Raw genomic sequence first — 24,201 nt, 5'->3', positions numbered from 1 at the left:
TTTCGCAGCCGCCTGCTATGATGGCCGCCCGGATTTCTCACGGCGACCGACCATGACCGACACAGCCTATTTTTGCGTCCTGTCGCATGAAGGCGTCCTTGCCGTACGCGGCCCAGACGCCAGCAAGTTTTTGCAGGGTCAGCTGACCTGCAACCTCAACTATCTCGATCACCACACCTCCAGCCTCGGCGCCCGCTGCACCCCGAAGGGGCGGATGCAGTCGAGCTTTCGCATTCTGACCGAAGGTGACGGCCTGCTGCTGGCGATGGCCAGCGAGCTGCTGCAGCCGCAGCTCGCCGATCTCGGCAAGTACGCAGTATTTTCCAAGTCGCAGCTCAGCGATGAAAGCGCGCTCTGGTGTCGCTTCGGTCTGAGCCAGGGAGACGGCGCCCTGGTCAGCCTCGGGCTCGAACTGCCGCAGGACGCCAATCAGGTGGTACGCGGCAATGGTCTGATCGCGCTGCGTCTGGCCGACGGACGCGCCGAGCTGTGGTGCAAGGCGCAGGAGGCCGAGCAGGTCCGCCTGCGCTTGAGGGCCCAGCTTGCCGAAGCCCCGCTCGAGCGCTGGCTGCTCGACCAGATTCGCGCCGGCGTGGGCCAGGTCTTCGGGACCACGCGCGAGCTGTTCATTCCGCAGATGATCAATCTGCAGGCGCTGGGCGGGGTCAGCTTCAAGAAAGGCTGTTACACCGGGCAGGAAATCGTCGCGAGGATGCAATACCTCGGCAAGCTCAAGCGCAGGCTGTACCGCCTCGCCGCCGATGGCGCGCAGAGCGAACTGCCGGCCGCGGGCGTCGAACTGTTCTCGCCGGTGCACGGCTCGAGCGTGGGCGAAGTCGTGCTGGCGGCAACCAGCGGAAACGGCATGGAACTGCTGGCCGTGGTCCAGGAAGACGCCGTCGCCGACGGTCGCATCTTCCTCGGTTCGCCCGATGGCATACCGCTGAGTCTGCTCGACCTTCCCTATACCTTGAACGCCGACCAGGAAATCCAGCGCTGAAGCCCGTATAAACGGCAGTCACGGCCGGCAGCGCACCGCGGCTGGTCATGACGCAGCACTCCACCACTGAAGGAATCGCATGAGCACCCTCGCCGACAAGGTTCAACGCGAACTGACCCGCGCCATCGAGAACGACGAACTGATTCTTCCGACACTGCCCGAGGTGGCGCTGCAGGTGCGCGAAGCCGCAGAAGACCCGGACGTCAGCATCATCGCGCTGAGCAAGGTGATCGGTAACGACGCCGCGCTGACCGCTCGCATCATCAAGGTGGTCAACAGCCCACTGCTGCGCACCAATCGCGAGATCACCGATCTGCAGATGGCGATCAGCCGCCTGGGCATCAATTACACCTGCAACCTCGCCACCGGCCTGGCAATGGAACAGATGTTCCAGGCCACAACCGATGTGGTCGACCGCAAGATGCGGGAGGTATGGAACAAGAGCACGGAGGTGGCGGCCATCAGCCACGTGCTGTGCCGGCACTACACGCGCCTGCTGCCTGATCAGGCGACGCTGGCGGGCCTGGTGCACCAGATCGGCATCCTGCCCATCCTCACCTATGCCGAGGAGCACAGCGAGCTGATGGCCGATTCCATCAGCCTCAATCATGTGATCGACCGCATCCACCCGCTGCTTGGCGAAAAAATCCTGCGCGCCTGGGACTTTCGCGAGCCGATTGCGATCGTGCCCGGCCAATACAGCGATTTCACCCGAAACTCGCCGACGGTCGACTATGTCGACATCGTGCAAGTCGCCACGCTGCAAAGCTACCTGGGCACCAATCACCCCTATACGCAGCTGGACTGGAGCCAGATCCCGGCGTTCGCCAAGCTCGGCCTGGACCCAAGCACCTTGCTCCAGGAAGACGAGGACCTCTCGGCCGCGATGGACGCGGCGATGAGCATGCTTCAGTAAGCGGAACCGACCTGCCCGCGCTAGACGTGCGCGGGTAGCTGCCAGTCGATCGGTTGCATACCGTGCTGCCGGAGAAACTGGTTGGTGCGGCTGAAATGGCCATTGCCCAGAAAACCGCGATGGGCCGAGAGCGGCGAAGGGTGCGCCGACTTGAGAATGAGATGGCGGGTTGGGTCGATCAGCCGCGCCTTGCTCTGCGCATGCGCCCCCCAGAGCAGGAACACCAGATGCGGCCGCCGCTCGCTGACCACCTCGATGATTCGATCGGTGAAGCGCTGCCAGCCAGCGCTTGCATGCGAGCCGGCATTGCCCTGCTCCACCGTCAGCGAGGTATTGAGCATCAGCACGCCCTGATCCGCCCAATGCTGCAGATAGCCGTGACCCGGCGGATCAATGTTCAGATCGCGCCTGAGCTCCTTGAAAATGTTCTGCAGCGACGGCGGTGGCGCAACGCCCGGCTGCACGGAGAAGCACAGCCCATGAGCCTGGCCGGGGCCGTGGTAGGGGTCCTGTCCGAGAATGACCACCTCAACCCGCTCCAGCGGCGTCGAATTCAGCGCATTGAAGATCAGCGGCCCGGGTGGATAGATGACTTTGCCAGCGGCTTTCTCACGACGCAGGAAAGCAGACAGCTCGTGCATGTAAGGCTGATCGAACTCCTCACGCAGCGCATCCCGCCAGCTCGGTTCGAGCTTGATTCGATCATCCTGGGTCATCGGTTCACCTTTGCTTGCGACGGAGCTGCCGCACCCTAGAAAAGCCGCGGCGCGCTGTCAACGCAAACCCCAACGCCGCCTCAAACCGATGCGTTGCCTCGGGTCAACAAGGCGAAAGTCTAAACGCGATCAAAATGCTGCCGCAGTCACATTGGCGCCGCGAAGCATCCCCCGAGGTAATGACGCCCGTTCAGCGTCGGAGTAAAAAGCGGCAATTGCCAACAACCATAACAAGTAAGCAAGGAACTCCCGCGATGAAACGGACTACCCTCCTGGCGCTCATGCTGAGCTGCTGCGCTGCGGTCCAGGCAGCCGATCCCATCAAACTAGGCCTGAACTACCCCCGCACCGGTAGCTATAAGGAAGAGGGCCTCGCCCAGATGCGTGGCGCGCTGCTGGCCATCGACGAAATCAATGCCCGCGGCGGCGTGCTTGGCCGTCCGCTGGAGCTGATCAGCCGCAACAGCGCCTCGCGCCCGGAAAAGGCGGTCGCCAACGTCGACAAGATGACCGACGAAGGCGCAGCGATGCTCTTCGGCGGGGTGTCCAGCGCCGTTGCGATCGCTGCCAGTAAGCGCGCCAAGGAACATGGCCTGCTGTACTTCGGCACCCTGACCTACTCGAACGACACGACCGGCAAGGACGGCCATCGCTACATGTTCCGCGAGTGCAACAATGCCTGGATGAGCGCCCAGGTGCTGGGGCAATACCTCAACCAGAATCTGCCGGGGAAACGCTACTTCTATGTCACCTCCGACTACACCTGGGGCCACACCAGCGAAAGTTCGCTGCGCCAGGCCACCGGCACCACCGACCAGACCAAGCACCCCGGAGTGAAGACCGCCTTCCCCGGCGCCCGGCTGTCCGACTATCGCAAGGCCCTGCAGCAGGCGGCCAACAGCGACACCGAAGTGCTGGTGCTCGTGCTGTTCGGCGAGGATCTGGTGCGCGCCATGCGCATCGCCGATGAACTGGGCCTGAATACCAAGATGCAGATCGCTGTGCCCAACCTGACCCAGAGCATGGTCGAGCTTGCCGGTCCGGACATCATGCGCGGCGTCCTCGGCACCGAGCCCTGGACCTGGCGCGTTCCCGAACTGGAAGGTTCCGAACGCGGGCAGGCCTTCGTGCGCAATTTCGACGAGCGCTACCAGACCCATCCGTCCAGCTCCGCCGCCTCGGCGTACAGCATCGTGCATCAATGGGCCGACGCCGCCACACGCGCCCGCAGCATCGCCAGCGAGTCGGTAATCGCCGCGCTGGAAAACCATCGCTACAAACTGCTCAAGGACGAGCAGCACTGGCGCAGCTTCGATCACCAGAACGTGCAGACGGTGTATGCCGTGCGCGTCAAGCCGCGTGAGGACGTGCTCAGGGACCGTTTCAAGCAGGACTACTTCGAAATCGTCCATCGCCTCGATGGCGACCAGGCAGCGCCTACACTTGCCCAATGGCAGGAAGAGCGGCGCAGCGCCGGACAGGCCAACGCCCTGCAGTAAGCACCTCGGAAACGGGCCGCCAGCACAGGCGGCCCGCCTTCGCGGATGGGGCGATCCCCCAACGGCTCGCGTTCCTCGCTGCCTTAATAGAGACGCCCCGCTGCGCATGCCGGCGGGCATCGCCGAGGACGACCACATGAGCACCGCACTCGAACCGTATCAGTCCGGGGTCTTCGATCTGACCCACAAGCTGACCGTGGAAAAGCACGGTCACACCGCCCTCATCACCATCAACCATCCGCCGGCCAATACCTGGGATCGCGAATCGCTGATCGGCCTCAAGCTGCTGATCGAGCATCTCGACCATGACGACGACATCTATGCGCTGGTGCTCACCGGCCGGGGCGCCGAATTCTTCAGCGCCGGCGCCGACCTTCAGCTGTTCGCCGATGGCGACCGCCTGCGCGCACGGGAAATGGCGCGCCGCTTCGGCGAAGCCTTCGAAGCGCTGCGTGACTTTCGCGGCGTCACCATCGCGGCGATCAACGGCTACGCGCTCGGCGCCGGACTGGAGTGCGCGCTGGCCTGCGATCTGCGCATCGCCGAACAACATGCGCAGCTCGGCCTGCCGGACGCGGCAGTCGGCTTACTGCCCTGCGCCGGTGGCACCCAGGCACTGGCGTGGCTGGTCGGCGAAGGCTGGGCCAAGCGGATGATTCTTTGCGGGGAACGCATCACTGCCGAAACGGCACTGCGCATCGGTCTGGTCGAGCAGCTCGCAGAGTCGGGCGAATCACGTGGGCATGCCCTGCTGCTGGCGGCTCGCATCGCCCGTCAGAGCCCGGTGGCAATCCGCGCGATCAAACCGTTGATCAATGGCGCGCGCCAGCGCCTGCCCGATACTTTCGCCGCCGCCGAGCGTGAAGCCTTCGTCGAACTGTTCGAGGCCGAGGACACGCTGGAGGGCATCAACGCGTACCTGGAAGAGCGCGAGCCTCGCTGGCGCAATCGCTAACACCACGCGGCGCGTTCAGTAACGCTCATAGCGGTGGCGATAGTCGTAGCGGCGCTGCTGCAGCGAGCGATAGTCGCGCCCGTCGCGTATCAACGGCGGCCGCTGCTGGTAATGCCGATCCTGCCAGTAGTACGGCCGCCCCGTTTCCCAATGCCGCTGATAATAGCGTGGCGGCAACTGCCCCTGATAGCGCGGGGGCAAATTGGGCTGATGACGCGGGTAATACGGATACGGATTACGCGGATCGTAGCGATACGGCGGCACATCACCGCGATGGATTGGCGGGTTCGCTGGCGCCCACACGCGATTGTCACGATCGGCCTGCGCTGGCGCCAGCCACACCAGACTGCACAGGAGCAACACGACACGAATGTTCATCTGCCACCTCCGAAGCGCAAGGCACCCATCCGTCGGTTTGACCGCGGCCGGCGGCATCCGAATGCGGACGGGCAAAACGTTGCAATGGGCGCGTTCGCCACCGCGACGGCCAGCCGCAGCTTGTTTGCCTGCGGTGGCTTCCCGATAATAGCGGCCCTTCAGCCTCATGGCTCCGCAGCGCGCGACGGAATTTCTGATGACCGAACTCGCCCTGATCATGGTTAGCGCCATCCTGGTCAACAATTTCGTACTGGTACAGTTCCTCGGCCTATGCCCGTTCATGGGCGTCTCGAAGAAGATCGAGACGGCCATCGGCCTGTCCCTGGCGACCACCTTCGTGCTCACGCTGGCGGCGATGTGCAGCTACCTCGTGCAGCAGTATGTACTCAAGCCGCTGGACCTGGAGTTCCTGCGCACCATCAGCTTCATTCTGGTGATCGCGGTAGTGGTGCAGTTCACCGAGATGGTGGTCAACAAGACCAGCCCGCTGCTCTATCGCGTGCTGGGAATCTTCCTGCCGCTGATCACCACCAACTGCATCGTGCTCGGCGTCGCCCTGCTCAACGCCAACAAGAGCGAATTCACTTTCCTGACCGCCACCGCCAACGGGTTCGCTGCCGGACTCGGCTTCTCGCTGGTGCTGGTGCTGTTCGCCGCCATGCGCGAGCGCATTGCCATCGCCGACGTGCCCCGGTCGTTCCAGGGCGCCTCCATCGGCCTGATCACCGCCGGTCTGATGTCGCTGGCGTTCATGGGCTTCACCGGGCTGATCAAGCTATGAGCCTGGTGCTCGTGGCGGTCCTCGCCCTGCTGGCGCTCTGCCTGGCGTGCGGTGCGATTCTCGGTTTCGCCGCGGTGCGCTTTCGTGTCGAGGGCGACCCCATTGCCGAACAGATCAACGCCCTGTTGCCACAGACCCAGTGCGGCCAGTGCGGCTATCCCGGCTGCAAGCCCTACGCCGAGGCGATTGCTGCCGGCGACAAGATCAACAAATGCCCGCCCGGCGGCGAAGCGACCATCCAGGCGCTGGCCGACCTGCTGGATGTCGAAGCCGAGCCGCTGGATGCCGAAGGCGGCGAGAAACCGCAGATGGTTGCCTATATCCGCGAGGCCGAATGCATCGGCTGCACCAAATGCATCCAGGCCTGCCCGGTGGACGCCATCGTCGGCGCGGCGCGGCAGATGCATACGGTGATCGTCAGCGAATGCACCGGCTGCGACCTCTGCGTCGAGCCCTGTCCGGTGGATTGCATCGAAATGATCGAACTGGGCAGCAACCTGCAGAGCTGGAAATGGGATCAACCGCTGGCGCCCGGCCAGTTGATCGGCACGGATCGGGAGCAGGCCGCATGAGTATCACGTCGAAGAGCGGCGCCGGCGTAGCACGCACAAGCCATGCGGACGCCACGAAAGTCTGGGACATTCCCGGCGGCATTCACCCGGCTGAGCACAAGACGCTGTCCAACCGCACGCCGATCCAGCCGGCGCCGCTGCCCAAGCAGCTGATCGTGCCGCTGGCGCAACACCTGGGCGCACCGGCCGAGTCGTGCGTGCAGCTTGGCGAGCGCGTGCTCAAAGGGCAGAAGATCGCCGATGCGGCAGGCCTGATCAGCGCGCCAGTGCATGCACCGACTTCGGGCGTGGTCAGCTTCATCGGTCCGCAGCCTTACCCGCACGTATCCGGCCTGCCCGGCACCGCGATCGTCATCGACAGCGACGGCCTGGAGCAGTGGACCAAACTGCATCCGCAGTCGCATTACCGCTCGGTCGAACCCGCCGTGCTGCTCGAAATCATCCGCCAGGCCGGCATCAGCGGTCTTGGTGGCGCGGGCTTTCCCGCCGCGGTCAAGCTGGGCGCACGCACCACGCAGAAGATTCACACCCTGATCATCAACGGCACCGAATGCGAGCCGTACATCACCGCCGACGACCTGCTGATGCGCGAGCAGGCCGAACAACTGGTGGCCGGTATCGAGATTCTTGCCTATCTGGTCGAACCCGAAGCGATCCTCATCGGCATCGAGGACAACAAGCCCGAGGCCATTGCCGCCGTGCGCGCGGCGGTCGGCGAGCGGCCATTCACTATCAAGGTGTTCCCGACCAAGTATCCGTCGGGCGGCGAGAAACAGCTGATCCAGATCCTCACCGGCGAGGAGGTGCCCAGCGGCGGCCTGCCGGCGGACATCGGCATGCTTTGTCAGAACGTCGGAACCTGCGTGGCCATCCACGATGCGGTGCTGCTCGGCAAACCGCTGATCTCACGCATCACCACGCTCACCGGCGAAGCCCTGGCACGCCCGATGAACGTCGAGGCGCTGATCGGCACGCCGGTGCGCGAACTGCTGGAATTCGCCGGGCTCGACCCGGCCCGCCTCGATCGCCTGCTCATGGGCGGCCCGATGATGGGCTTTACCCTGCCCAGCCTCGACGTGCCGCTGATCAAGACCACCAATTGCCTGCTGGCCGTCACCGCCGCCGAGCTGCCGCCACCCCCACCGGCGCTGCCATGCATTCGTTGTGGCGAGTGTGCCGAAGCCTGTCCCGCCAGCCTGCTGCCGCAGCAGCTGCACTTCTTCGCACTCGGCCACGAGCATGCGCAGCTGCGCGCGCACAACCTGTTCGACTGCATCGAATGCGGCGCCTGCGCCTACGTCTGCCCATCGAGCATTCCCTTGGTGCAGTACTACCGGGCGGCCAAGGCGGAAATCCGCGAATTGGAGCTCAAGCAGCAGAAAGCCGAACACTCCAAGCAACGCTTCGAGCTGCGCCAGGAGCGCCTGCGCCGCGCGGAGGAGCACAAGGAAGCAGAGCGCAAGGCCCGCGCCGAGAAAGCCGCACGCGCCAAGGCAGCGCAGACGCCGTCCGCCGGAGCGCCAGCACAGGACGATGCTGTCGCCGGCAAGAGCAGCCCGTTGAGCGACGAGCAGAAGCGCCTGAAGATCGAGGCCAGTCTGGCCCAGGTCGCGCTGAAGAAGGCCGAAAAACAGCTGGCGGCCCACGCCACTGAAGAACTGCAGGTGCAGGTAGCTGAACTGCGGCAAGCCGCCGAAGCCGCACAACGGACGCTGGCCGCTGCCGTACCGCCGGCTGCGCCCCAGCCCGCGGGGGACGAAGCGCTGAAAAAAGCCAAGATCGAGGCCGCGATGCTCCGCGCTCAGATCCGCAAGCTCGAAAAAACCGAAACCCCGGACGACGACCAGCAGGCCGAGCTGGCCCGCCTGCGCCAGCAGCTGCACGCAGCCGAGACGGCCCTGGCGGAAGCTGAAAGCGCCGCGCCCAGCGCACCCGCCAGACCCGCAGGCGACGAGGCGCTGAAGAAAGCCAAGATCGAAGCCGCGATGCTCCGGGCGCAGATTCGCAAGCTGGAAAAAATCGAAGCCCCGGACGACGACCAGCAGGCCGAACTCGCCCGCCTGCGCCAGCAGCTGCACGCAGCCGAGACGGCCCTGGCGGAAGCTGAAAGCGCCACGCCCAGCGCACCCGCCAAACCCGCGGGCGACGAGGCGCTGAAGAAAGCCAAGATCGAACTAGCACTCAAGCGCGCCGAGCTGAAGAAAGCCGAACAGGCGGGCTGCGCGGATGCTGAGCTGGCCCGCCTGCGCGACGCCCTCGCTGCCGCCGAGCAGGCCCTGCATGCCGCCGAGGCAGACTCCGGAAAGCCCGCACCGGTCCTGTTACGCACCAGCAAACCGGGCGTCGACGAACGCTTGCGCGAATTGAAGACCAACGTGGCGTTTGCCCGCGCCGACCTGCGCAAGCTCGAACGCGACCCGGCCAGCGCCGCAGCCAGTCTGGAATCGGCACGCGCCCGTCTGCAGGCCGCCGAGCGACGCCTGGCCGAGCACATGGACGGCTGACGAGGCCGCACCAAACACACCCTCATGGTCGCGCCGGCAGCGGCGCCACCGCACAAAACCACAGGAACCACAGCACCAATGGCCCTGCCCCGCATCACATCGCCCCATGCCCAGGGCGGCAACCGCACCCAGCGCGTCATGCTGCTGGTGCTCGCCGCGACGCTGCCCGGCGTGATTGCCCTGACTTGGCTGTACGGCGCCGGCACGCTGATCAACCTGTGCTGGGCCAGCGGCGTGGCGCTGGCCTGCGAAGCGGCCATCCTCCAGCTGCGCGGCCGTCCGGTACGCTTCTTCCTGCGCGATGGCAGCGCATTGGTCACCGCCGTACTGCTGGCGCTGGCGCTGCCGCCCTACTCCCCCTGGTGGCTGACGCTGATCGCCACCGGCGTCGCCATCGTCTTCGGCAAGCAGCTGTATGGCGGGCTGGGGCAAAACCCGTTCAACCCGGCGATGGTCGGTTATGTAGTCGTGCTGATCTCCTTCCCGGTGGAGATGACCACCTGGCCGGTGCCCCACGGCGTCGGTCTTCTGGACGGACTGCGGCAGATTCTCGGCGTCGGCGCGCTGCCCGACGGCTGGAGCCAGGCCACCGCGCTGGACGTGCTCAAGCTCAACAACCGGTTGACCATCGAGGAGCTGTGGCGCAACCCCGCCTTCGGGCATTTCGGCGGAATCGGCTCGGAGGTGGTCAATCTCGCCTTCCTCGCCGGCGGCCTGTTTCTCCTGCATCGGCGACTGTTCAGCTGGCACGCACCGGTCGGCATGCTCGGCGCGCTGGCGCTGATGAGCCTGCTGTTCTGGAACGGCGCCGGCTCCGACAGCAACGGCTCGCCACTGTTCCACCTGCTCAGCGGCGCCACCATGCTCGGCGCTTTTTTCATCGTCACCGACCCGGTGAGCGGCGCCACCAGCACCCGAGGCCGACTGATCTTCGGTGCCGGGGTCGGCATCCTGGTGTATGTGATCCGCGCCTGGGGTGGCTATCCGGATGGCGTCGCCTTCGCCGTGCTGCTGATGAACCTCGCAGCGCCGACGATCGACTACTACACGCGCCCGCGCACCTACGGCCATCGCAAGGCCGAGCGCGGCTTCAAGCTGGGCGAATGACATGATGCTTCCGGAAATCAGCCGCTCGATGCTGAAGAACGCCGCCGTACTCGGCCTGTTCGCCATCGCCACCGTGGGCACCGTCACGCTGCTGCAGCAGGGCACAGCCGAACGCATTCAGGCCGCCGAGCGTGAGGCGCAGGTTCGCGCGCTCGGCGAGATCCTGCCCCCCGGCAGCTACGACAATCATCTGCTCGACAACGTCGTCGAGGTGCATGATCGGCTGCTGGGCAACCGCCAGCCGCTGCCCGCCTACATTGCCCACAAGGATGGTCAGCCGGTTGCAGTCATCCTCCAGGCCACCGCGCCGGACGGCTACAGCGGTGCCATCCGCCTACTGGTCGGGGTGCTCACTGATGGCCGCCTGGCCGGCGTACGCGTCCTCAGCCACCGGGAAACCCCAGGCCTGGGCGACAAGATCGAGTTGGCGAAAAGCGACTGGATCCATGCCTTTGCCGGCAAGTCGCTGAGCGACCCCGACGAAGCCGCTTGGGCAGTGAAGAAGGATCGGGGCGACTTCGACCAGTTTGCCGGCGCGACCATCACCCCGCGCGCCGTGGTCGGTGCGGTGCATCGCGCGCTGCAGTACTTCGATGCGCACAAGAGCGAACTGCTGCAGGGCACCGATACCGCTGCGGACGCCGCGGCCGCTCCGGCTGACCAGCCCGCCACCACCATCCACTCGCGTGCCGGCACGGCAACCAGCGACGAGCTGCGTGCCCGCGAGCCGGCCGTTACGCCGAAAGGGAGCACGCCATGAGCACACCCAGCTACCGCGAACTGACCCTCAACGGACTGTGGAAAAACAACCCCGGCCTGGTACAGCTGCTGGGCTTGTGCCCACTGCTAGGCGTGAGCAACTCGGCCGTCAACGCGCTGGGCCTGGGGCTGGCGACCATGCTCGTGCTGACCTGCTCGAACATTGCCGTATCGCTGGTGCGCAGCGTGGTGAATACCGCCGTGCGCCTGCCAGCATTCGTGATGATCATCGCCGCGCTTACCACCTGCATCGAGCTGCTGATGCAGGCCTTCACCTACGAACTGTACCAGATTCTGGGTATCTTCATTCCGCTGATCACCACCAACTGCATCATCCTCGGTCGCGCCGACGGCTTCGCCGCCAAGCACAAGCCGCTGGTCGCCGGCTACGACGGACTGGTGATGGGCCTGGGCTTCTGCCTGGTGCTGGTGGTGCTCGGCAGCATCCGCGAACTGCTCGGCACTGGCGCGCTGTTCGCCAACATGCAGCTGCTGCTTGGCCCGCTGGCCGCCAACTGGCAGATCACGCTGATCAGCGACTATCAGGGCTTTCTGCTGGCGATTCTGCCGCCCGGCGCCTTCATCGTGCTGGGCCTGCTGATCGCGCTGAAGAACCGCATCGACGAACAACTCGCCGCCCGCGCCGCGGCGCGCGAACCGAAGGTCGCCGCAGCGAGCCGGCGGGTGCGTGTCACCGGGGTCATCGAATGAAGCTGCCTGAATGAATGCCACGAAACGCCGGGAGATCTTCCGTCGCCTGCACGAAGACAACCCCGAACCCAAGACCGAGCTGGCGTACAGCACGCCGTTCGAGCTGCTGATCGCCGTGATTCTTTCCGCGCAGGCGACCGATGTCGGGGTGAACAAGGCCACCGCCCGGCTGTTTCCGGTAGCCAATACCCCGGAAGCGATCTACGCCCTCGGCTATGACGGGCTCTGCGAGTACATCAAGACCATCGGGCTGTACCCGAGCAAGGCGAAGAACGTCATCGAGACCTGCCGGATTCTGGTGGAAAAGCACGGCAGCCAGGTGCCGGACAACCGCGAAGACCTCGAGGCGCTGCCGGGCGTCGGCCGCAAGACCGCCAACGTGGTGCTCAACACGGCCTTTCGTCAGTTCACGATGGCGGTTGATACGCACATCTTTCGCGTCAGCAACCGTACCGGTATCGCGCCCGGCAAGAACGTGCTCGAGGTCGAACGCAAGCTGATCAAGTTCGTGCCCAAGGAGTATTTGCTGGACGCCCACCACTGGCTGATCCTGCATGGCCGCTATGTCTGCAAGGCACGCAAACCGCAGTGTGGCAGCTGCCGTATCGAAGACTTGTGCGAATACAAGCACAAGACATCAGACGATTGAGCTGACTCGACAAATCCTTCTCTTACGATTGAAAAAATCTTTTTTACCGAGCCCGGGTTTGCCGCTATAAGGTGCGCCAAAGCGCCCAGTAGCCTTGGAGTGAACACGTGGCCGAGAAAGAAGATATCCAGATCGAAGACGATTTCATCGCCGAAGACGACGACGAAACCACCGATGCCCCCGCCGAAGTCGCCAAGACCAACCTGACCAAGCGCCGCATCATCGACAACCTGCTCGAAGAGCGACGTCTGCAGAAGCAGCTCAACGACTTCGATTTCGACCTGTAATAAAAAAGCCCCTTTCGGGGCTTTTTTATTGGTCAGTCGCGGCGCTGCGGCGAGAGCAGCTCGATCTTGTAGCCATCCGGATCCTCGATGAACGCCAGGATGCTCGAGCCATGCTTCATCGGCCCCGGCTCACGGGTGACCTTGCCGCCACGGGCACGAATGTCCTCGCAGGCCTTGTAGACATCCTCTACCTCCAAGGCGATATGGCCGTAGCCGTCACCCAGCGCGTAATGCTCCACACCCCAGTTTTGGGTCAGCTCGATCACGCTGTTGTGCGCCTCGTCGCCATAGCCGACGAACGCCAGGGTGAACTGCCCATCCGGGTAATCCTTGCGGCGCAGCAGGGTCATGCCTAGCACTTCGGTGTAGAAGGCGATGGATTTGTCCATGTCGCCAACGCGCAGCATGGTATGCAGCAGTCTCATGGGTTGGTTCTCCTCGCAGATACGGTGCATAAAGCAAGACCCCGGCGCAAGGCCGGGGTCGGGTCAGGCTCGGTCCGCGTAGCTTATCAGAGCGGCGAACGACCTTTGCCAGCGGCGATGCGCATGCGCAGGGCGTTCAGCTTGATGAAGCCACCGGCATCGGCCTGGTTGTAGGCGCCGGCATCATCCTCGAAGGTGGAGATGCGGGTGTCGAACAGGCTGTCGTCGGACTTGCGGCCGGTGACGATGACGTTGCCCTTGTACAGCTTCAGGCGCACCACGCCGTTCACGTGCTCCTGGGAGGCGTCGATCATGGTCTGCAGCATCTGCCGCTCGGGGCTCCACCAGTAGCCGTTGTAGATCAGGCTGGCGTACTTGGGCATCAACTCATCCTTCAGGTGAGCCACTTCGCGGTCCAGGGTGATCGACTCGATGGCACGGTGGGCCTTGAGCATGATGGTGCCGCCGGGGGTTTCGTAGCAGCCGCGGGATTTCATCCCCACGTAGCGGTTTTCCACGATGTCCAGGCGACCGATGCCGTTGGCGCCGCCGATTTCATTGAGCTTGGCCAGCACGGTGGCCGGGGTCATCTCGACGCCGTCGATAGCGACGATGTCGCCCTTGCGGTAGGTCAGCTCGATGTAGGTGGGGACGTCGGGCGCCTTCTCCGGGGAGACGGACCAGCGCCACATGTCTTCTTCGTGCTCGGTCCAAGTGTCTTCCAGCACGCCGCCTTCATAGGAGATGTGCAGCAGGTTGGCATCCATCGAATACGGCGATTTCTTGCCAGCTTTGGCGAAGTCGACCGGGATCTTCGCCTTTTCGGCGTAGGCCATCAGCGTTTCACGGGAAGTCAGATCCCACTCGCGCCAGGGTGCGATTACCTGTACGCCCGGCTTGAGAGCGTAGGCGCCCAGCTCGAAACGCACCTGGTCGTTACCCTTGCCGGTGGCGCCGTGGGAGATGGCGTCGGCGCCGGTCTCGTTGGCGATCTCGATCAGGCGCTTGGCGATCAGCGGGCGGGCGATGGAGGTGCCCAGCAGGTATTCGCCTTCGTAGACGGTGTTGGCGCGGAACATCGGGAACACGAAGTCGCGCACGAATTCTTCGCGCAGGTCGTCGATGTAGATTTCCTTGACGCCCATGGCCTGGGCCTTGGCGCGGGCCGGCTCGACCTCTTCGCCCTGACCGAGGTCGGCGGTGAAGGTCACCACTTCACAGTTGTAGGTGTCTTGCAGCCACTTGAGAATCACCGAGGTGTCCAGGCCACCGGAATAGGCCAGAACCACCTTCTTAATGTCCGCCATGCCATCAGCTCCACGGTTGTACGGAAAACCGTGGATTCTACCGATCACGGGGCTGTATTTACAGGGGCGCGCGCCTCAGCTGGCCGGCGTAGCTGGCGCCGTCGCCGCGGTCTCGGTGACCGCCTCGCGCTCCAGGCGCAGCGTCACGCGGCGATTCTTCGCCCGTGCCGCGGCGCTGTCGTTGCGTACCAGCGGATAGCGCTCGCCATGAAAGCGCAGGGTAATCTGCGCCTCCGGTACGCCGTTGGCCTGCAGGTATTCCTGCACCGCCACCGCCCTTCTGCGCGACAGGTCACGATTGGTCAGGCGGTTGCCCCTGTTGTCCGAATGCCCGTCGAGCACGATGCGATTGACGCTGGGATCGGCCTTGAGGAACTGCAGGATGATGTCCAGCTTGGCCCGTGCGACATCGTCCAGCACCACATCTCCAGACGGAAAACCGACCTGCGACTGGCGCACCTGATCGTAATTGACCGGCAGCAGCTTGGCCGCGCAGGCGCGATAGTCCTCGTAGGCCTTGGCGAATCGCGCCGGCAGCAGGCGCACCTCCAGCGTTTCGCCGCCGTGCAGGGTGCGGTGACGCACGACCGGGCTACGGCCTTCGAGCAGCCCGCTGAGCAGGCGGCCAGCCTGCAGATGCGAGCTGTTGAACGGAATTTCGCCGCCACCGACCGATACCACGCCCAGGTTGATATCCCCTCGCGCCGGCTGCCAGGGCGCCGCAGCCGCGAAAAGCGTGGCCGATCCAGCACCCAGCCAGCGCTGCGGGGACTGCAGACGGAAGATCGCCTCCTCGCCAGCACGCCGGACGAACTGTCCACTACCGAATCCGGCGATCGGCTGGCTCAGGCGGCACTCGAACTGATCCCCCTCGACATGCCATTGCACCCGCTCCAGACGGGTCTGGAAGGTGATGGCATCGGCCGGGGAGGCCAACAGGCAGCAGAGCACGAGCGGACGCAGGCGCACGGGAAACTCCGGAGAGAATGCATTCCTAGGGGGTATCGGAGCGGCGCCACAAAACTTGAGCCATCCCCGCCCACGCTAGCTCCGGCTGCGGGGAGCGACACGTGCCGCCGGCAGGCTTTTCCGGTAGCATTCGCGCACGTTTCACCCGCCAGGAAACCCGCATGTCCGACCGAATCACCCTGCTGCGCCCCGACGACTGGCATATCCACCTGCGCGACGGCGCGGTGCTATCGCACACCGTGGCCGACGCCGCGCGCCAGTTCGCCCGCGCGATCATCATGCCCAACCTGGTGCCGCCAGTACGCAACGCCGATGAAGCTGCCGCCTATCGCCAGCGCATCCTCGCCGCCCGCCCGAACGGCAGTCACTTCGAGCCGCTGATGGTGCTCTACCTCACCGACAGCACCAGCGACGAAGCCGTGCGCGCCGCCAAGGCCAGCGGCTTCGTGCACGCGGCCAAGCTCTACCCTGCCGGCGCTACGACCAACTCGGCATCGGGCGTGACGCGGATCGACAACATCTTCCCGGTATTGGAAACGATGGCCGAGGTCGGCCTGCCCCTGCTCGTGCACGGCGAGGTGACGCGCAGCGAAATCGACATATTCGACCGCGAGAAGCATTTCATCGACGAGCAGCTGAGCCGTGTGACCGAGCGCTTCCCGCAACTGAAGGTGGTGTTCGAGCACATCACCACACGCGATGCCGTGCAGTTCGTCGAGGCGGCCGGCGCCAATGTTGGCGCCACCATCACCGCCCACCATCTGCTGTACAACCGCAACCACATGTTGGTCGGCGGCATTCGCCCGCACTTCTTCTGCCTGCCCATTCTCAAGCGCAACGTGCACCAGGAAGCGCTGCTGGATGCTGCCACCAGCGGCAATCCGAAGTTCTTCCTCGGCACGGACTCGGCGCCGCATGCCCAACATGCCAAAGAATCCGCCTGTGGCTGCGCCGGCTGCTATACCGCGCATGCGGCCATCGAGCTGTATGCCGAGGCCTTCGAACAGCGCAACGCGCTGGACCGGCTGGAAGCCTTCGCCAGCCACTTCGGCGCCGACTTCTACGGCCTGCCGCGCAACACCGAGCAGATCACCTTGGTGCGCGACGCCTGGGAAATGCCGGCCAGCCTGCCGTTCGGCGAGCAGCAGCTGATTCCGCTGCGCGCCGGGGAAATCCTGCGCTGGCGCCTGGAGGCAAGCCGATGAGCGACGAGCATTTCGACGACGAGCTGGACACCAACCAGCCGGGCCGCCCTCGTTCGCCAATGGCGCGCCGCTTCCGCGGCTTCCTGCCCGTCGTCATCGACGTCGAGTGCGGCGGTTTCAACTGCGCCACCGACGCCTTGCTGGAAATCGCTGCGGTGACCATCGGCATGGATGAGCAGGGCCTGCTCTATCCGCAGGAAACGCAGTTCTTTCGTGTCGAACCGTTCGCCGGCGCCAACATCGAGCCGGCAGCACTGGAATTCACCGGCATCAAACTCGATCACCCGTTGCGCATGGCGGTCAGTGAAGACCACGCGCTGCACGAGATCTTCCGCAATGTGCGCAAGGCGGTGAAGTCCAGTGGCTGCAAGCGGGCGATTCTGGTCGGTCACAACAGCAGCTTCGACCTAGGCTTCCTCAACGCGGCGATTGCCCGCTGCGATATCAAGCGCAACCCGTTCCATCCATTCTCCAGCTTCGACACCGCCACGCTCGCCGGCCTTGCCTACGGCCAGACCGTGCTGGCCAAAGCCTGCCAAGCGGCCGGAATCGATTTCGACGGCCGCGAGGCACACTCTGCACGCTACGACACCGAGAAGACCGCCGAGCTGTTCTGCGGGATCGTCAACCGCTGGCGGGAAATGGGTGGCTGGGAAGAGTTCGACGAATAACGCCGCAGCGACATCCGCCGCAGCGGCGAGGCGTTTACAACGCTCTCGCTAGAACGCAAAAGGCCAGTCTCTCGACTGGCCTTTTGCATTGCTGCGCTCCGCTTACAGCGGCTTGCCACGATTACCATGCTGGCCGACGAAGGCCTGAACCGCCTTCAACTCATTGGCCAGCACCGTGCAGCGCTCAGGCCGCTCGAACAGATCGGCCAGATGCGCCGGCAGCTCGAGCGCCTTGCCCACTCCGGCCTTCTGCACCGCCTCGGGGAATTTCACCGGATGCGCGGTGCCGAGCGTCACCATCGGCACGCTCAGGCTGCGCCGACATTCACGCGCGGCGCGCACGCCAATGGCAGTGTGCGGATCGAGCAACTCACCGGTTTCACGGAACACTTCAGCGATGGTCGCGCAGGTCTGCGCATCATCCACTGCGAGCGAATCGAACAGCTTGCGTGCCTCGGTCCAGCGGTCTTCCTCGACCGACAGCTTGCCACTGGCCCTGAACGCATCCAGCAGATCAGCCACGGCCTTGCCATTGCGCCCGTGCAAATCGAACAGCAGGCGCTCGAAGTTGGACGACACCATGATGTCCATCGACGGCGACAGCGACGGGTGCAAGGTGTCCTTGTCGTAGCGGTTGCCGGACATGAAGCGGTGCAGGATGTCGTTGCGGTTGGTGGCGACGATCAGCTGGCTCACCGGCAGGCCCATGTTCCGCGCCAGGTAGCCGGCAAAGATGTCGCCGAAGTTGCCGGTCGGCACCGAGAACGCCACCGAGCGTGCCGGACCACCCAGCTGCAGCGCCGCATGGAAGTAGTAAACGATCTGGGCCATGATCCGCGCCCAGTTGATCGAGTTGACCGCCACCAGCCGGGTGCCCTTGAGGAAACCCTGGTCGGCGAAGCTGGCCTTGACCATCTCCTGGCAGTCGTCGAAGTTGCCTTCGATGGCGATGTTGTGGATGTTCTCGCCAGCGATGGTGGTCATCTGCCGGCGCTGCACTTCCGACACACGGTTATGCGGATGCATGATGAAGATGTCGACGTTCTCGCAGCGGCGGCAACCTTCGATGGCGGCCGAACCGGTATCGCCGGAGGTCGCACCCATGATCACTACGCGCTCACCGCGCTTGGCCAGCACATAGTCAAGCAGGCGACCGAGCAGCTGCAGGGCGAAATCCTTGAACGCCAGGGTCGGGCCGTGGCACAGCTCCAGCACCCACTCGTTACCGTTCAGCTGGCGCAGCGGTGCCACCGCAGCGTGGGCAAATACGCCACCTTCGCCAGTGGCGTAGGTCTGCTCGAGAATCTGCTTGAAATCGGCATCCGGAATGCTGCCGCTGACGAACGGCCGCATCACCCGGAAAGCCAGCTCGTGGTACGGCAGCCCCGCCCAGGAGGCGATCTCCTCGACGGTGAAGCGCGGCAGGTTTTCCGGCACATAGAGGCCGCCGTCGCTGGCCAGACCGGCCAGCAGCACATCTTCGAAATTCAGGGCCGGAGCCTGGCCGCGGGTACTGATGTAGCGCATTTTGCAAACCTTCGGTTTGAGCCTGAAACCGCAAGCAGCAAGGCCTACGGCTCGTCAGCTCCGGTTAGTTCAGTTGTTCGACGCGAATCCGCACGACCTTGTCCGCCACGTCGTCGAGCGCTTCGAGCGCAGCAATCGCGTCATCGATGCGCTGCTCGACAACCCGATGGGTGACCAGAATCACCGGCACCAGACCATCATGCTCCTCGACTTCCTTCTGCATGATCGACTCGATGTTGATCCCGCGTTCGGAGAGGATGGTGGCGACCTGCGCCAAAACGCCCGGATGATCCTTAGCCTGGATGCGCAGGTAGTAGGCGCTCTCGCAGGCGGCAATCGGCAGGATCGGATGATCGGACAGCGAATCCGGCTGGAACGCCAGATGCGGCACGCGATTATGCGGGTCGGTGGTCAGCGCGCGGGCGACATCGACAAGATCGGCGACCACCGCCGATGCGGTCGGCTCCATGCCGGCCCCGGCGCCGTAGTAAAGCGTGCTGCCCACGGCATCGCCATTGACCATCACCGCGTTCATCACGCCGTTGACGTTGGCGATCAGGCGATCGGCGGGAATCAGGGTCGGGTGCACCCGCAGCTCGATACCCGCTTCGGTGCGACGGGCCACGCCGAGGTGCTTTATGCGGTAGCCCAGCGCCTCGGCGTAGTTGACGTCCGCGGTGGTCAGCTGGCCGATGCCCTCGGTGTAGGCTTTGTCGAACTGCAGCGGGATGCCGAAGGCAATGGAAGCCAGGATGGTCAGCTTGTGCGCGGCGTCGATGCCTTCGACGTCGAAGGTCGGATCGGCCTCGGCGTAACCCAGCGTCTGCGCCTCCTTGAGCACGTCGACGAAGGCTCGCCCCTTTTCGCGCATCTCGGTGAGGATGAAGTTGCCGGTGCCGTTGATGATCCCGGCCACCCAGTTGATACGGTTGCCGGCCAGCCCTTCGCGAATCGCCTTGATCACCGGAATGCCGCCGGCCACCGAAGCCTCGAACGCGACGATCACGCCCTTCTCGCGGGCTTTGGCGAACAGTTCGTTGCCGTGGACGGCGATCAGCGCCTTATTGGCGGTAACCACGTGCTTGCCGTTATCGATGGCCTTGAGCACCAGCTCGCGCGCCAGCGTATAACCGCCGATCAGCTCGACGACGATATCGATCTCGGGATTGTTGACGACGTCGAACACGTCATCGGTTACCGGGGTGCCTGTGGTGTCGCACTTGGGGTTTGGCTGGCGAGTGGCGATCTGCGCGACCTCGATGCCACGTCCGGCGCGGCGGGCAATCTCTTCGGCGTTGCGCTTGAGCACATTGAAGGTACCGCCACCGACGGTTCCCAGCCCACAAATGCCAACTTTCACCGGTTTCAAGCTGCACTCCCCCATTTTACGGCGATCGGCCGGGGGCACCGGCCGAACAAAAGAGTCGCACATTACGAAGGGCGCCGCCGTTAGTCAATCGGCCATCGCGCGGCATCGACACCGTGCAGGCCCAGCCGCCGATGCCACTGCGTCAGCGACTCATCCAGGTGTGCGCTGAGGCATTTGTTGCCGCTGGCGATGTCGTACCGCTCCCAGCCAGAGCACGAGCCCAGCATCGGGGGGCATGTGTTGCGGCTAATCGTGCCTCGATCCGCTAAAGCATGCGGATGAATCGGCTCGGAGCAGTTGTCAGTTGGCCTGCAGCGCCAGTTCCGCCAACTGCGGTGCCGGCTGATAACCGGGAATCATCTGGCCGTCGGCGAGGATAATGGCAGGCGTGCCCTGTACGCCGATCAGCTGACCGAGAGCGTACTGCTTGGCAATCGGGCTGTCGCAGCTAGCCTGCGGCACATCCTTGCGCGCCTTGGCCAGATTCATCGCCGCCTGGCGATCCTTCGCACACCAGACACTGGTCAGCGTGTTGGCACCGTGGCTACCCATGCCTTGGCGCGGAAAGGCGACATAGCGCACCTCGACACCCAGACGGTTCAGCTCGGGAACCTCGCTATGCAGCTTCTGGCAGTATCCGCAATCGGTGTCGGTAAAGACGGTGATATGGGTTTTCGGATTCTTCGGCGCGAACACCACCATCTCGCTCGCCGGAATCGCGTCGATCTCGCGCGCGACCGACTGACTCTGCGCCTGTTCGGTCAGATTGACTGCACGGCCGTCCTGAAAACGATAGAGGAAGCCCTGCAAGACGAACTGGCCGTCGGCGCTGGCGTAAAGCTGGCGACCGCCCTTCAGCTGCACCTGATAGAGCCCCGACATCGGACTTTCGGCAATCGCCTCGATCGGCAGGTCCGGCTGAGCCGTTTGCAGCGTCTTGCGAATCGCCTGATCAGGGTCGGCAGCGAAGACGAAGGTACTGGCCAGGCTGGCGGCCACGACGGTGAACAAACGAATCGCGCCCATGAAAGCTCCTGCAACGACGGTCGAGAAAAAGGCGTACAGCCTACCACAGCAGCCGCCTGCAAACCGTCGCGAGCCAACCGACAGATACAAACACCGAAGCGCGTCGCAGATTGGCGCAACTCTCCTCGACACCATGCTCAGCTAGCCCCGCGGATGGTGTTCGGCATGCAGCGCCTGCAGGCGCGCACGCGCGATGTGCGTATAGATCTGCGTGGTCGACAGATCGCTGTGACCAAGCAGCATCTGCACGGTGCGCAGATCGGCGCCATGATTGAGGAGATGCGTTGCAAACGCATGCCGCAGGGTATGCGGCGAGATGGCGGCAGCGATCCCGGCCTGCCTGGCATGCAGCTTGATCCGATGCCAGAACGTCTGGCGCGTCATCGGATCGCCGCGCCGACTCGGAAATTCGACGTCGCCCAGCTTGTCGCCGAGCAACAGGCCTCGCGCGTCGCGACGATAGCGCTCCAGCCAGTACATGGCTTCATCGCCCAGCGGCACCAGGCGCTCCTTGTTGCCCTTACCAAAGGTGCGTAATACACCCTGGCGCAGACTGATTTGCTCCTGACGCAAACCGACCAGCTCACTGACGCGCAGGCCGCAGGCGTAGAGCACCTCGAGCATTGCCCGGTCGCGCAGGCCGAGCGCGTCGCCAATATCCGGCGCAGCCAGCAGCGCTTCGACGTCGGCCTCGGACAGGGCCTTGGGTAGCGATCGGCCCAGCCGCGGCAGATCGACCCTCAGCGTCGGATCGATCTCCACCACGCCTTCACGCAGCAGATAGCGATAGAAGCCACGCAAGCCGGAGAGAAACCGCGCGGTCGAACGCGCCTTGTAGCCATTGGCCAGACGCCAGGCCAGGTGATCGAGAATGGCGTCGCGGCCCGCGCCGACCAGGGAAGCCCCACGCTCCGCGAGCCAACCATTGAACAGGGCAAGGTCGCTGCAATAGGCGTCGCGCGTATTGTCCGCCAGACCTTTCTCCAGCCACAGCGCATCCAGAAAACGATCGATGATCGGATCGTGTAGTGCCGGCATATCGAGACTCTCGTCAATTACTCGCGAATCCGCCACTCGGCACAGCGCGTGCCTCACCTGCCATTAACGCTGGTGTTGGGGCATAAAAAAAAAGCAGCCCTTAGGCTGCTTTTTTTACATCGAGAAATGCGTCCTCAGGACAGCTTTTCCTTGATGCGTGCGGCCTTGCCGGACAGATCGCGCAGATAGTACAGCTTGGCCTTGCGTACGTCGCCGCGGCGCTTGACGCTCAGGCTGTCGACGACCGGGCTGTAGGTCTGGAAGGTACGCTCGACGCCCACACCGTTGGAAATCTTGCGGACGGTGAAGGCGCTGTTCAGGCCACGGTTACGCTTGCCGATCACCACACCTTCAAAGGCCTGAAGGCGCTGACGATCGCCTTCCTTCACCTTCACCTGGACGATCACGGTGTCGCCAGGGGCGAACGCCGGGATTTCTTTGTTCATCTGCTCAGCTTCGAGCTGCTGGATGATCTTGTTGGTCATGCTGTGCTCCTAAGACAAGCCCTTATGGCCCGCCATCGATACGTTGCGTTAACTATCGTCCCGCTGGCGGATGTACTCCTCCAGCAGCTTCTGTTCTTCTCCAGAAAGCGAGCGGCTATCCAGAAGATCGGCACGGCGTTCCCAGGTTCTCCCAAGGGACTGCTGCAAACGCCAGCGCCGGATGTGTTCATGGTTGCCGCTGAGCAGCACTTCAGGAACACGCTTGTCCGCATACACCTCAGGTCGCGTGTAATGCGGACAGTCGAGCAGGCCGTCAGTAAACGAATCCTCCTCGGCGGAATCAGCATGGCCCAACGCTCCGGGGAGCAGACGGGTCACTGCATCGATCAGCACCATCGCCGGCAGCTCGCCACCGGACAGCACGTAATCACCGATCGACCATTCCTCATCAACGTGCGCTTCGATGAAACGCTCGTCGATACCTTCATAGCGGCCAGCGATGAGGATCAATGCCTCCTCCTTCGCCAACTGCCGGACATCCGCCTGTTTCAGCTGACGTCCCTGGGGCGAAAGATAGATCACCTTCGCCACTTCACCAGCTGCATGACGCGCATCCATCAAGGCGCGCTCCAGCGGCTGGATCTTCATCACCATTCCGGGGCCACCACCGAATGGTCGGTCATCCACGGTCTGATGACGATCCTCGGTGTAGCTCCGCGGATTCCAGCAGCGCAACTGCAAGAGCCCCTGCTTGACCGCGCGACTGGTTATTCCGTAATCGCGGATCGCAGCGAACATCTCCGGAAACAGACTGATGACTTCAACGCGCAAACCAGACATGAGGCTCAGAAGTCCGCATCCCAGTCGACCCGCATCTCGCCCAGCTCCAGATCGATGCGCTGCACGCACTGATCGGTGTAGGGCAGCAGTCGCTCCCGATCGTCCAGGCTGCCGGCACAGGGCTTGACCACCAGGACGTCATTGGCACCGGTCTCGAGCAGATGATCGACCACGCCGAGCAGCTGCTCGAGCTGGTTGATGACCTTCAACCCCTGAAGCTGGTACCAGTAGTACTCATCGCTGGCCAGCGCTGGCAGTTCCGCACGTGGAATGCAGATTTCGAAATCCGCGTAGGAACGCGCGACCTCGCGATCATTCAGCCCTTTCAGCGACGCCACCAGGATCTTGCCCTGAAGGCGGCCTGTGACCAGCTCGACCTGCTTGACCTCGTCACCTCGCCGCAGCGTCCAGTGACGGTAGTCGAGCAGATTGTCGATCGGATCGGTAAAGGAGTAGACCTTTACGTCACCTCGCACGCCATGCACCGAAACGATCTTGCCGATGACGATCAGGTCCTCGGCCGGAGCAGACGATGCGTTCATGC

Annotated in this window: 26 protein-coding genes; 14 read left to right on the top strand and 12 right to left on the bottom strand. The window is 64.0% G+C overall.

Annotated elements, in window-relative coordinates; translation table 11 throughout:
* Nucleotides 1–52: 52 nt before the first annotated feature.
* Both ygfZ and AC0ZJQ_RS05115 read left to right on the top strand, forming a co-directional pair.
* A complete protein-coding gene (gene ygfZ, locus AC0ZJQ_RS05120) occupies nucleotides 53–1,000 on the top strand; it encodes a CAF17-like 4Fe-4S cluster assembly/insertion protein YgfZ (RefSeq protein ID WP_476477401.1) in 948 nt (315 codons plus the stop codon).
* A gap of 79 nt (nucleotides 1,001–1,079) precedes the next feature.
* Entirely contained in the window at nucleotides 1,080–1,916 is an 837-nt protein-coding gene (locus AC0ZJQ_RS05115) for an HDOD domain-containing protein (RefSeq protein WP_301619979.1), read from the top strand.
* A 20-nt stretch (nucleotides 1,917–1,936) separates the two neighbouring features.
* On the opposite strand, the gene ung is transcribed toward AC0ZJQ_RS05115, so the two are convergent.
* Entirely contained in the window at nucleotides 1,937–2,632 is a 696-nt protein-coding gene (ung, locus tag AC0ZJQ_RS05110; protein WP_314019796.1) for a uracil-DNA glycosylase, read from the bottom strand.
* A gap of 254 nt (nucleotides 2,633–2,886) precedes the next feature.
* On the opposite strand from ung, the gene AC0ZJQ_RS05105 reads away from it, so the two are divergent.
* A complete protein-coding gene (locus tag AC0ZJQ_RS05105; RefSeq protein WP_008566796.1) occupies nucleotides 2,887–4,131 on the top strand; it encodes an ABC transporter substrate-binding protein in 1,245 nt (414 codons plus the stop codon).
* A gap of 136 nt (nucleotides 4,132–4,267) precedes the next feature.
* The gene (locus AC0ZJQ_RS05100) at nucleotides 4,268–5,086 is read left to right on the top strand and encodes an enoyl-CoA hydratase (protein ID WP_314019795.1); all 819 of its coding nucleotides are present in this window, start codon (nucleotides 4,268–4,270) and stop codon (nucleotides 5,084–5,086) included.
* Between the two features lie 15 nt (nucleotides 5,087–5,101).
* Here AC0ZJQ_RS05100 and AC0ZJQ_RS05095 read toward each other — a convergent pair whose 3' ends face one another.
* Nucleotides 5,102–5,464 carry a hypothetical protein gene (locus AC0ZJQ_RS05095; protein WP_054093682.1) on the bottom strand — a complete coding sequence of 121 codons (363 nt, stop codon included), beginning with the start codon at nucleotides 5,462–5,464 and terminating at the stop codon, nucleotides 5,102–5,104.
* Nucleotides 5,465–5,660: 196 nt separating this feature from the next.
* Between AC0ZJQ_RS05095 and rsxA the strand changes: the two genes are divergently transcribed.
* The 8 genes from rsxA to AC0ZJQ_RS05055 all read left to right on the top strand — a co-directional run bounded on the left by rsxA (nucleotide 5,661) and on the right by AC0ZJQ_RS05055 (nucleotide 12,834).
* Nucleotides 5,661–6,245 (top strand): electron transport complex subunit RsxA, encoded by a 585-nt coding sequence (gene rsxA / locus AC0ZJQ_RS05090; RefSeq protein WP_003287086.1) that lies wholly within the window; start codon nucleotides 5,661–5,663, stop codon nucleotides 6,243–6,245.
* Complete coding sequence (gene rsxB, locus AC0ZJQ_RS05085; RefSeq protein WP_476477400.1) at nucleotides 6,242–6,817, top strand: electron transport complex subunit RsxB; 576 nt, start codon at nucleotides 6,242–6,244, stop codon at nucleotides 6,815–6,817. Before rsxA ends, rsxB begins: the two co-directional genes overlap by 4 nt.
* Nucleotides 6,814–9,321, top strand: coding sequence for an electron transport complex subunit RsxC (gene rsxC / locus AC0ZJQ_RS05080; RefSeq protein WP_314019794.1), 2,508 nt, complete (start codon nucleotides 6,814–6,816; stop codon nucleotides 9,319–9,321). Before rsxB ends, rsxC begins: the two co-directional genes overlap by 4 nt.
* Nucleotides 9,322–9,399: 78 nt before the next feature.
* Nucleotides 9,400–10,428, top strand: coding sequence for an RnfABCDGE type electron transport complex subunit D (locus AC0ZJQ_RS05075; protein WP_213662790.1), 1,029 nt, complete (start codon nucleotides 9,400–9,402; stop codon nucleotides 10,426–10,428).
* 1 nt (nucleotide 10,429) lies between these two features.
* Nucleotides 10,430–11,188: an electron transport complex subunit RsxG gene (gene rsxG, locus AC0ZJQ_RS05070; protein ID WP_237264951.1), complete on the top strand. Its 759-nt coding sequence runs from the start codon at nucleotides 10,430–10,432 to the stop codon at nucleotides 11,186–11,188.
* The gene (locus AC0ZJQ_RS05065) at nucleotides 11,185–11,898 is read left to right on the top strand and encodes an electron transport complex subunit E (protein ID WP_237264952.1); all 714 of its coding nucleotides are present in this window, start codon (nucleotides 11,185–11,187) and stop codon (nucleotides 11,896–11,898) included. The genes rsxG and AC0ZJQ_RS05065 overlap by 4 nt, the downstream gene beginning before the upstream one ends.
* Nucleotides 11,899–11,908: 10 nt before the next feature.
* Nucleotides 11,909–12,547 (top strand): endonuclease III, encoded by a 639-nt coding sequence (nth, locus tag AC0ZJQ_RS05060; RefSeq protein WP_008566806.1) that lies wholly within the window; start codon nucleotides 11,909–11,911, stop codon nucleotides 12,545–12,547.
* 107 nt (nucleotides 12,548–12,654) lie between these two features.
* Nucleotides 12,655–12,834, top strand: a complete 180-nt coding sequence (locus AC0ZJQ_RS05055; protein WP_003287094.1) for a PA3496 family putative envelope integrity protein — start codon at nucleotides 12,655–12,657, stop codon at nucleotides 12,832–12,834.
* A 32-nt stretch (nucleotides 12,835–12,866) separates the two neighbouring features.
* On the opposite strand, the gene gloA is transcribed toward AC0ZJQ_RS05055, so the two are convergent.
* The 3 genes from gloA to AC0ZJQ_RS05040 form a co-directional block, all read right to left on the bottom strand.
* Entirely contained in the window at nucleotides 12,867–13,259 is a 393-nt protein-coding gene (gene gloA / locus AC0ZJQ_RS05050; RefSeq protein ID WP_003287095.1) for a lactoylglutathione lyase, read from the bottom strand.
* Between the two features lie 86 nt (nucleotides 13,260–13,345).
* Nucleotides 13,346–14,566: an argininosuccinate synthase gene (locus tag AC0ZJQ_RS05045; protein WP_165593921.1), complete on the bottom strand. Its 1,221-nt coding sequence runs from the start codon at nucleotides 14,564–14,566 to the stop codon at nucleotides 13,346–13,348.
* A gap of 75 nt (nucleotides 14,567–14,641) precedes the next feature.
* Nucleotides 14,642–15,535 carry a flagellar protein MotY gene (locus AC0ZJQ_RS05040; protein ID WP_237264953.1) on the bottom strand — a complete coding sequence of 298 codons (894 nt, stop codon included), beginning with the start codon at nucleotides 15,533–15,535 and terminating at the stop codon, nucleotides 14,642–14,644.
* Nucleotides 15,536–15,696: 161 nt separating this feature from the next.
* Between AC0ZJQ_RS05040 and pyrC the strand changes: the two genes are divergently transcribed.
* A complete protein-coding gene (gene pyrC / locus AC0ZJQ_RS05035) occupies nucleotides 15,697–16,740 on the top strand; it encodes a dihydroorotase (RefSeq protein ID WP_237264954.1) in 1,044 nt (347 codons plus the stop codon).
* Nucleotides 16,737–17,411, top strand: a complete 675-nt coding sequence (gene rnt / locus AC0ZJQ_RS05030) for a ribonuclease T (RefSeq protein WP_009867781.1) — start codon at nucleotides 16,737–16,739, stop codon at nucleotides 17,409–17,411. The genes pyrC and rnt overlap by 4 nt, the downstream gene beginning before the upstream one ends.
* 102 nt (nucleotides 17,412–17,513) lie before the next feature.
* Here the strand turns inward: rnt and thrC are convergent, their stop codons facing one another.
* The 7 genes from thrC to rimM all read right to left on the bottom strand — a co-directional run bounded on the left by thrC (nucleotide 17,514) and on the right by rimM (nucleotide 24,199).
* Nucleotides 17,514–18,938 carry a threonine synthase gene (gene thrC / locus AC0ZJQ_RS05025; protein ID WP_237264955.1) on the bottom strand — a complete coding sequence of 475 codons (1,425 nt, stop codon included), beginning with the start codon at nucleotides 18,936–18,938 and terminating at the stop codon, nucleotides 17,514–17,516.
* Nucleotides 18,939–19,002: 64 nt separating this feature from the next.
* Nucleotides 19,003–20,307 (bottom strand): homoserine dehydrogenase, encoded by a 1,305-nt coding sequence (locus AC0ZJQ_RS05020; protein ID WP_476477399.1) that lies wholly within the window; start codon nucleotides 20,305–20,307, stop codon nucleotides 19,003–19,005.
* A 300-nt stretch (nucleotides 20,308–20,607) separates the two neighbouring features.
* Nucleotides 20,608–21,333: a thioredoxin fold domain-containing protein gene (locus AC0ZJQ_RS05015; RefSeq protein ID WP_009867785.1), complete on the bottom strand. Its 726-nt coding sequence runs from the start codon at nucleotides 21,331–21,333 to the stop codon at nucleotides 20,608–20,610.
* 141 nt (nucleotides 21,334–21,474) lie between these two features.
* Nucleotides 21,475–22,371, bottom strand: a complete 897-nt coding sequence (gene xerD, locus AC0ZJQ_RS05010; protein ID WP_167136204.1) for a site-specific tyrosine recombinase XerD — start codon at nucleotides 22,369–22,371, stop codon at nucleotides 21,475–21,477.
* 134 nt (nucleotides 22,372–22,505) lie between these two features.
* The gene (rplS, locus tag AC0ZJQ_RS05005) at nucleotides 22,506–22,856 is read right to left on the bottom strand and encodes a 50S ribosomal protein L19 (RefSeq protein ID WP_003287109.1); all 351 of its coding nucleotides are present in this window, start codon (nucleotides 22,854–22,856) and stop codon (nucleotides 22,506–22,508) included.
* 48 nt (nucleotides 22,857–22,904) lie between these two features.
* Nucleotides 22,905–23,657: a tRNA (guanosine(37)-N1)-methyltransferase TrmD gene (trmD, locus tag AC0ZJQ_RS05000; RefSeq protein ID WP_009867789.1), complete on the bottom strand. Its 753-nt coding sequence runs from the start codon at nucleotides 23,655–23,657 to the stop codon at nucleotides 22,905–22,907.
* A 5-nt stretch (nucleotides 23,658–23,662) separates the two neighbouring features.
* On the bottom strand, nucleotides 23,663–24,199 hold the full coding sequence (gene rimM, locus AC0ZJQ_RS04995) for a ribosome maturation factor RimM (protein ID WP_009867791.1): 537 nt from the start codon (nucleotides 24,197–24,199) through the stop codon (nucleotides 23,663–23,665).
* Between the last annotated feature and the right edge of the window lie 2 nt (nucleotides 24,200–24,201).

The organism is Stutzerimonas sp. 21-1 (assembly GCF_056336065.1).
Note: the sequence above shows the minus strand (reverse complement) of the source record. Positions and strands in the feature narration are given on the sequence as shown.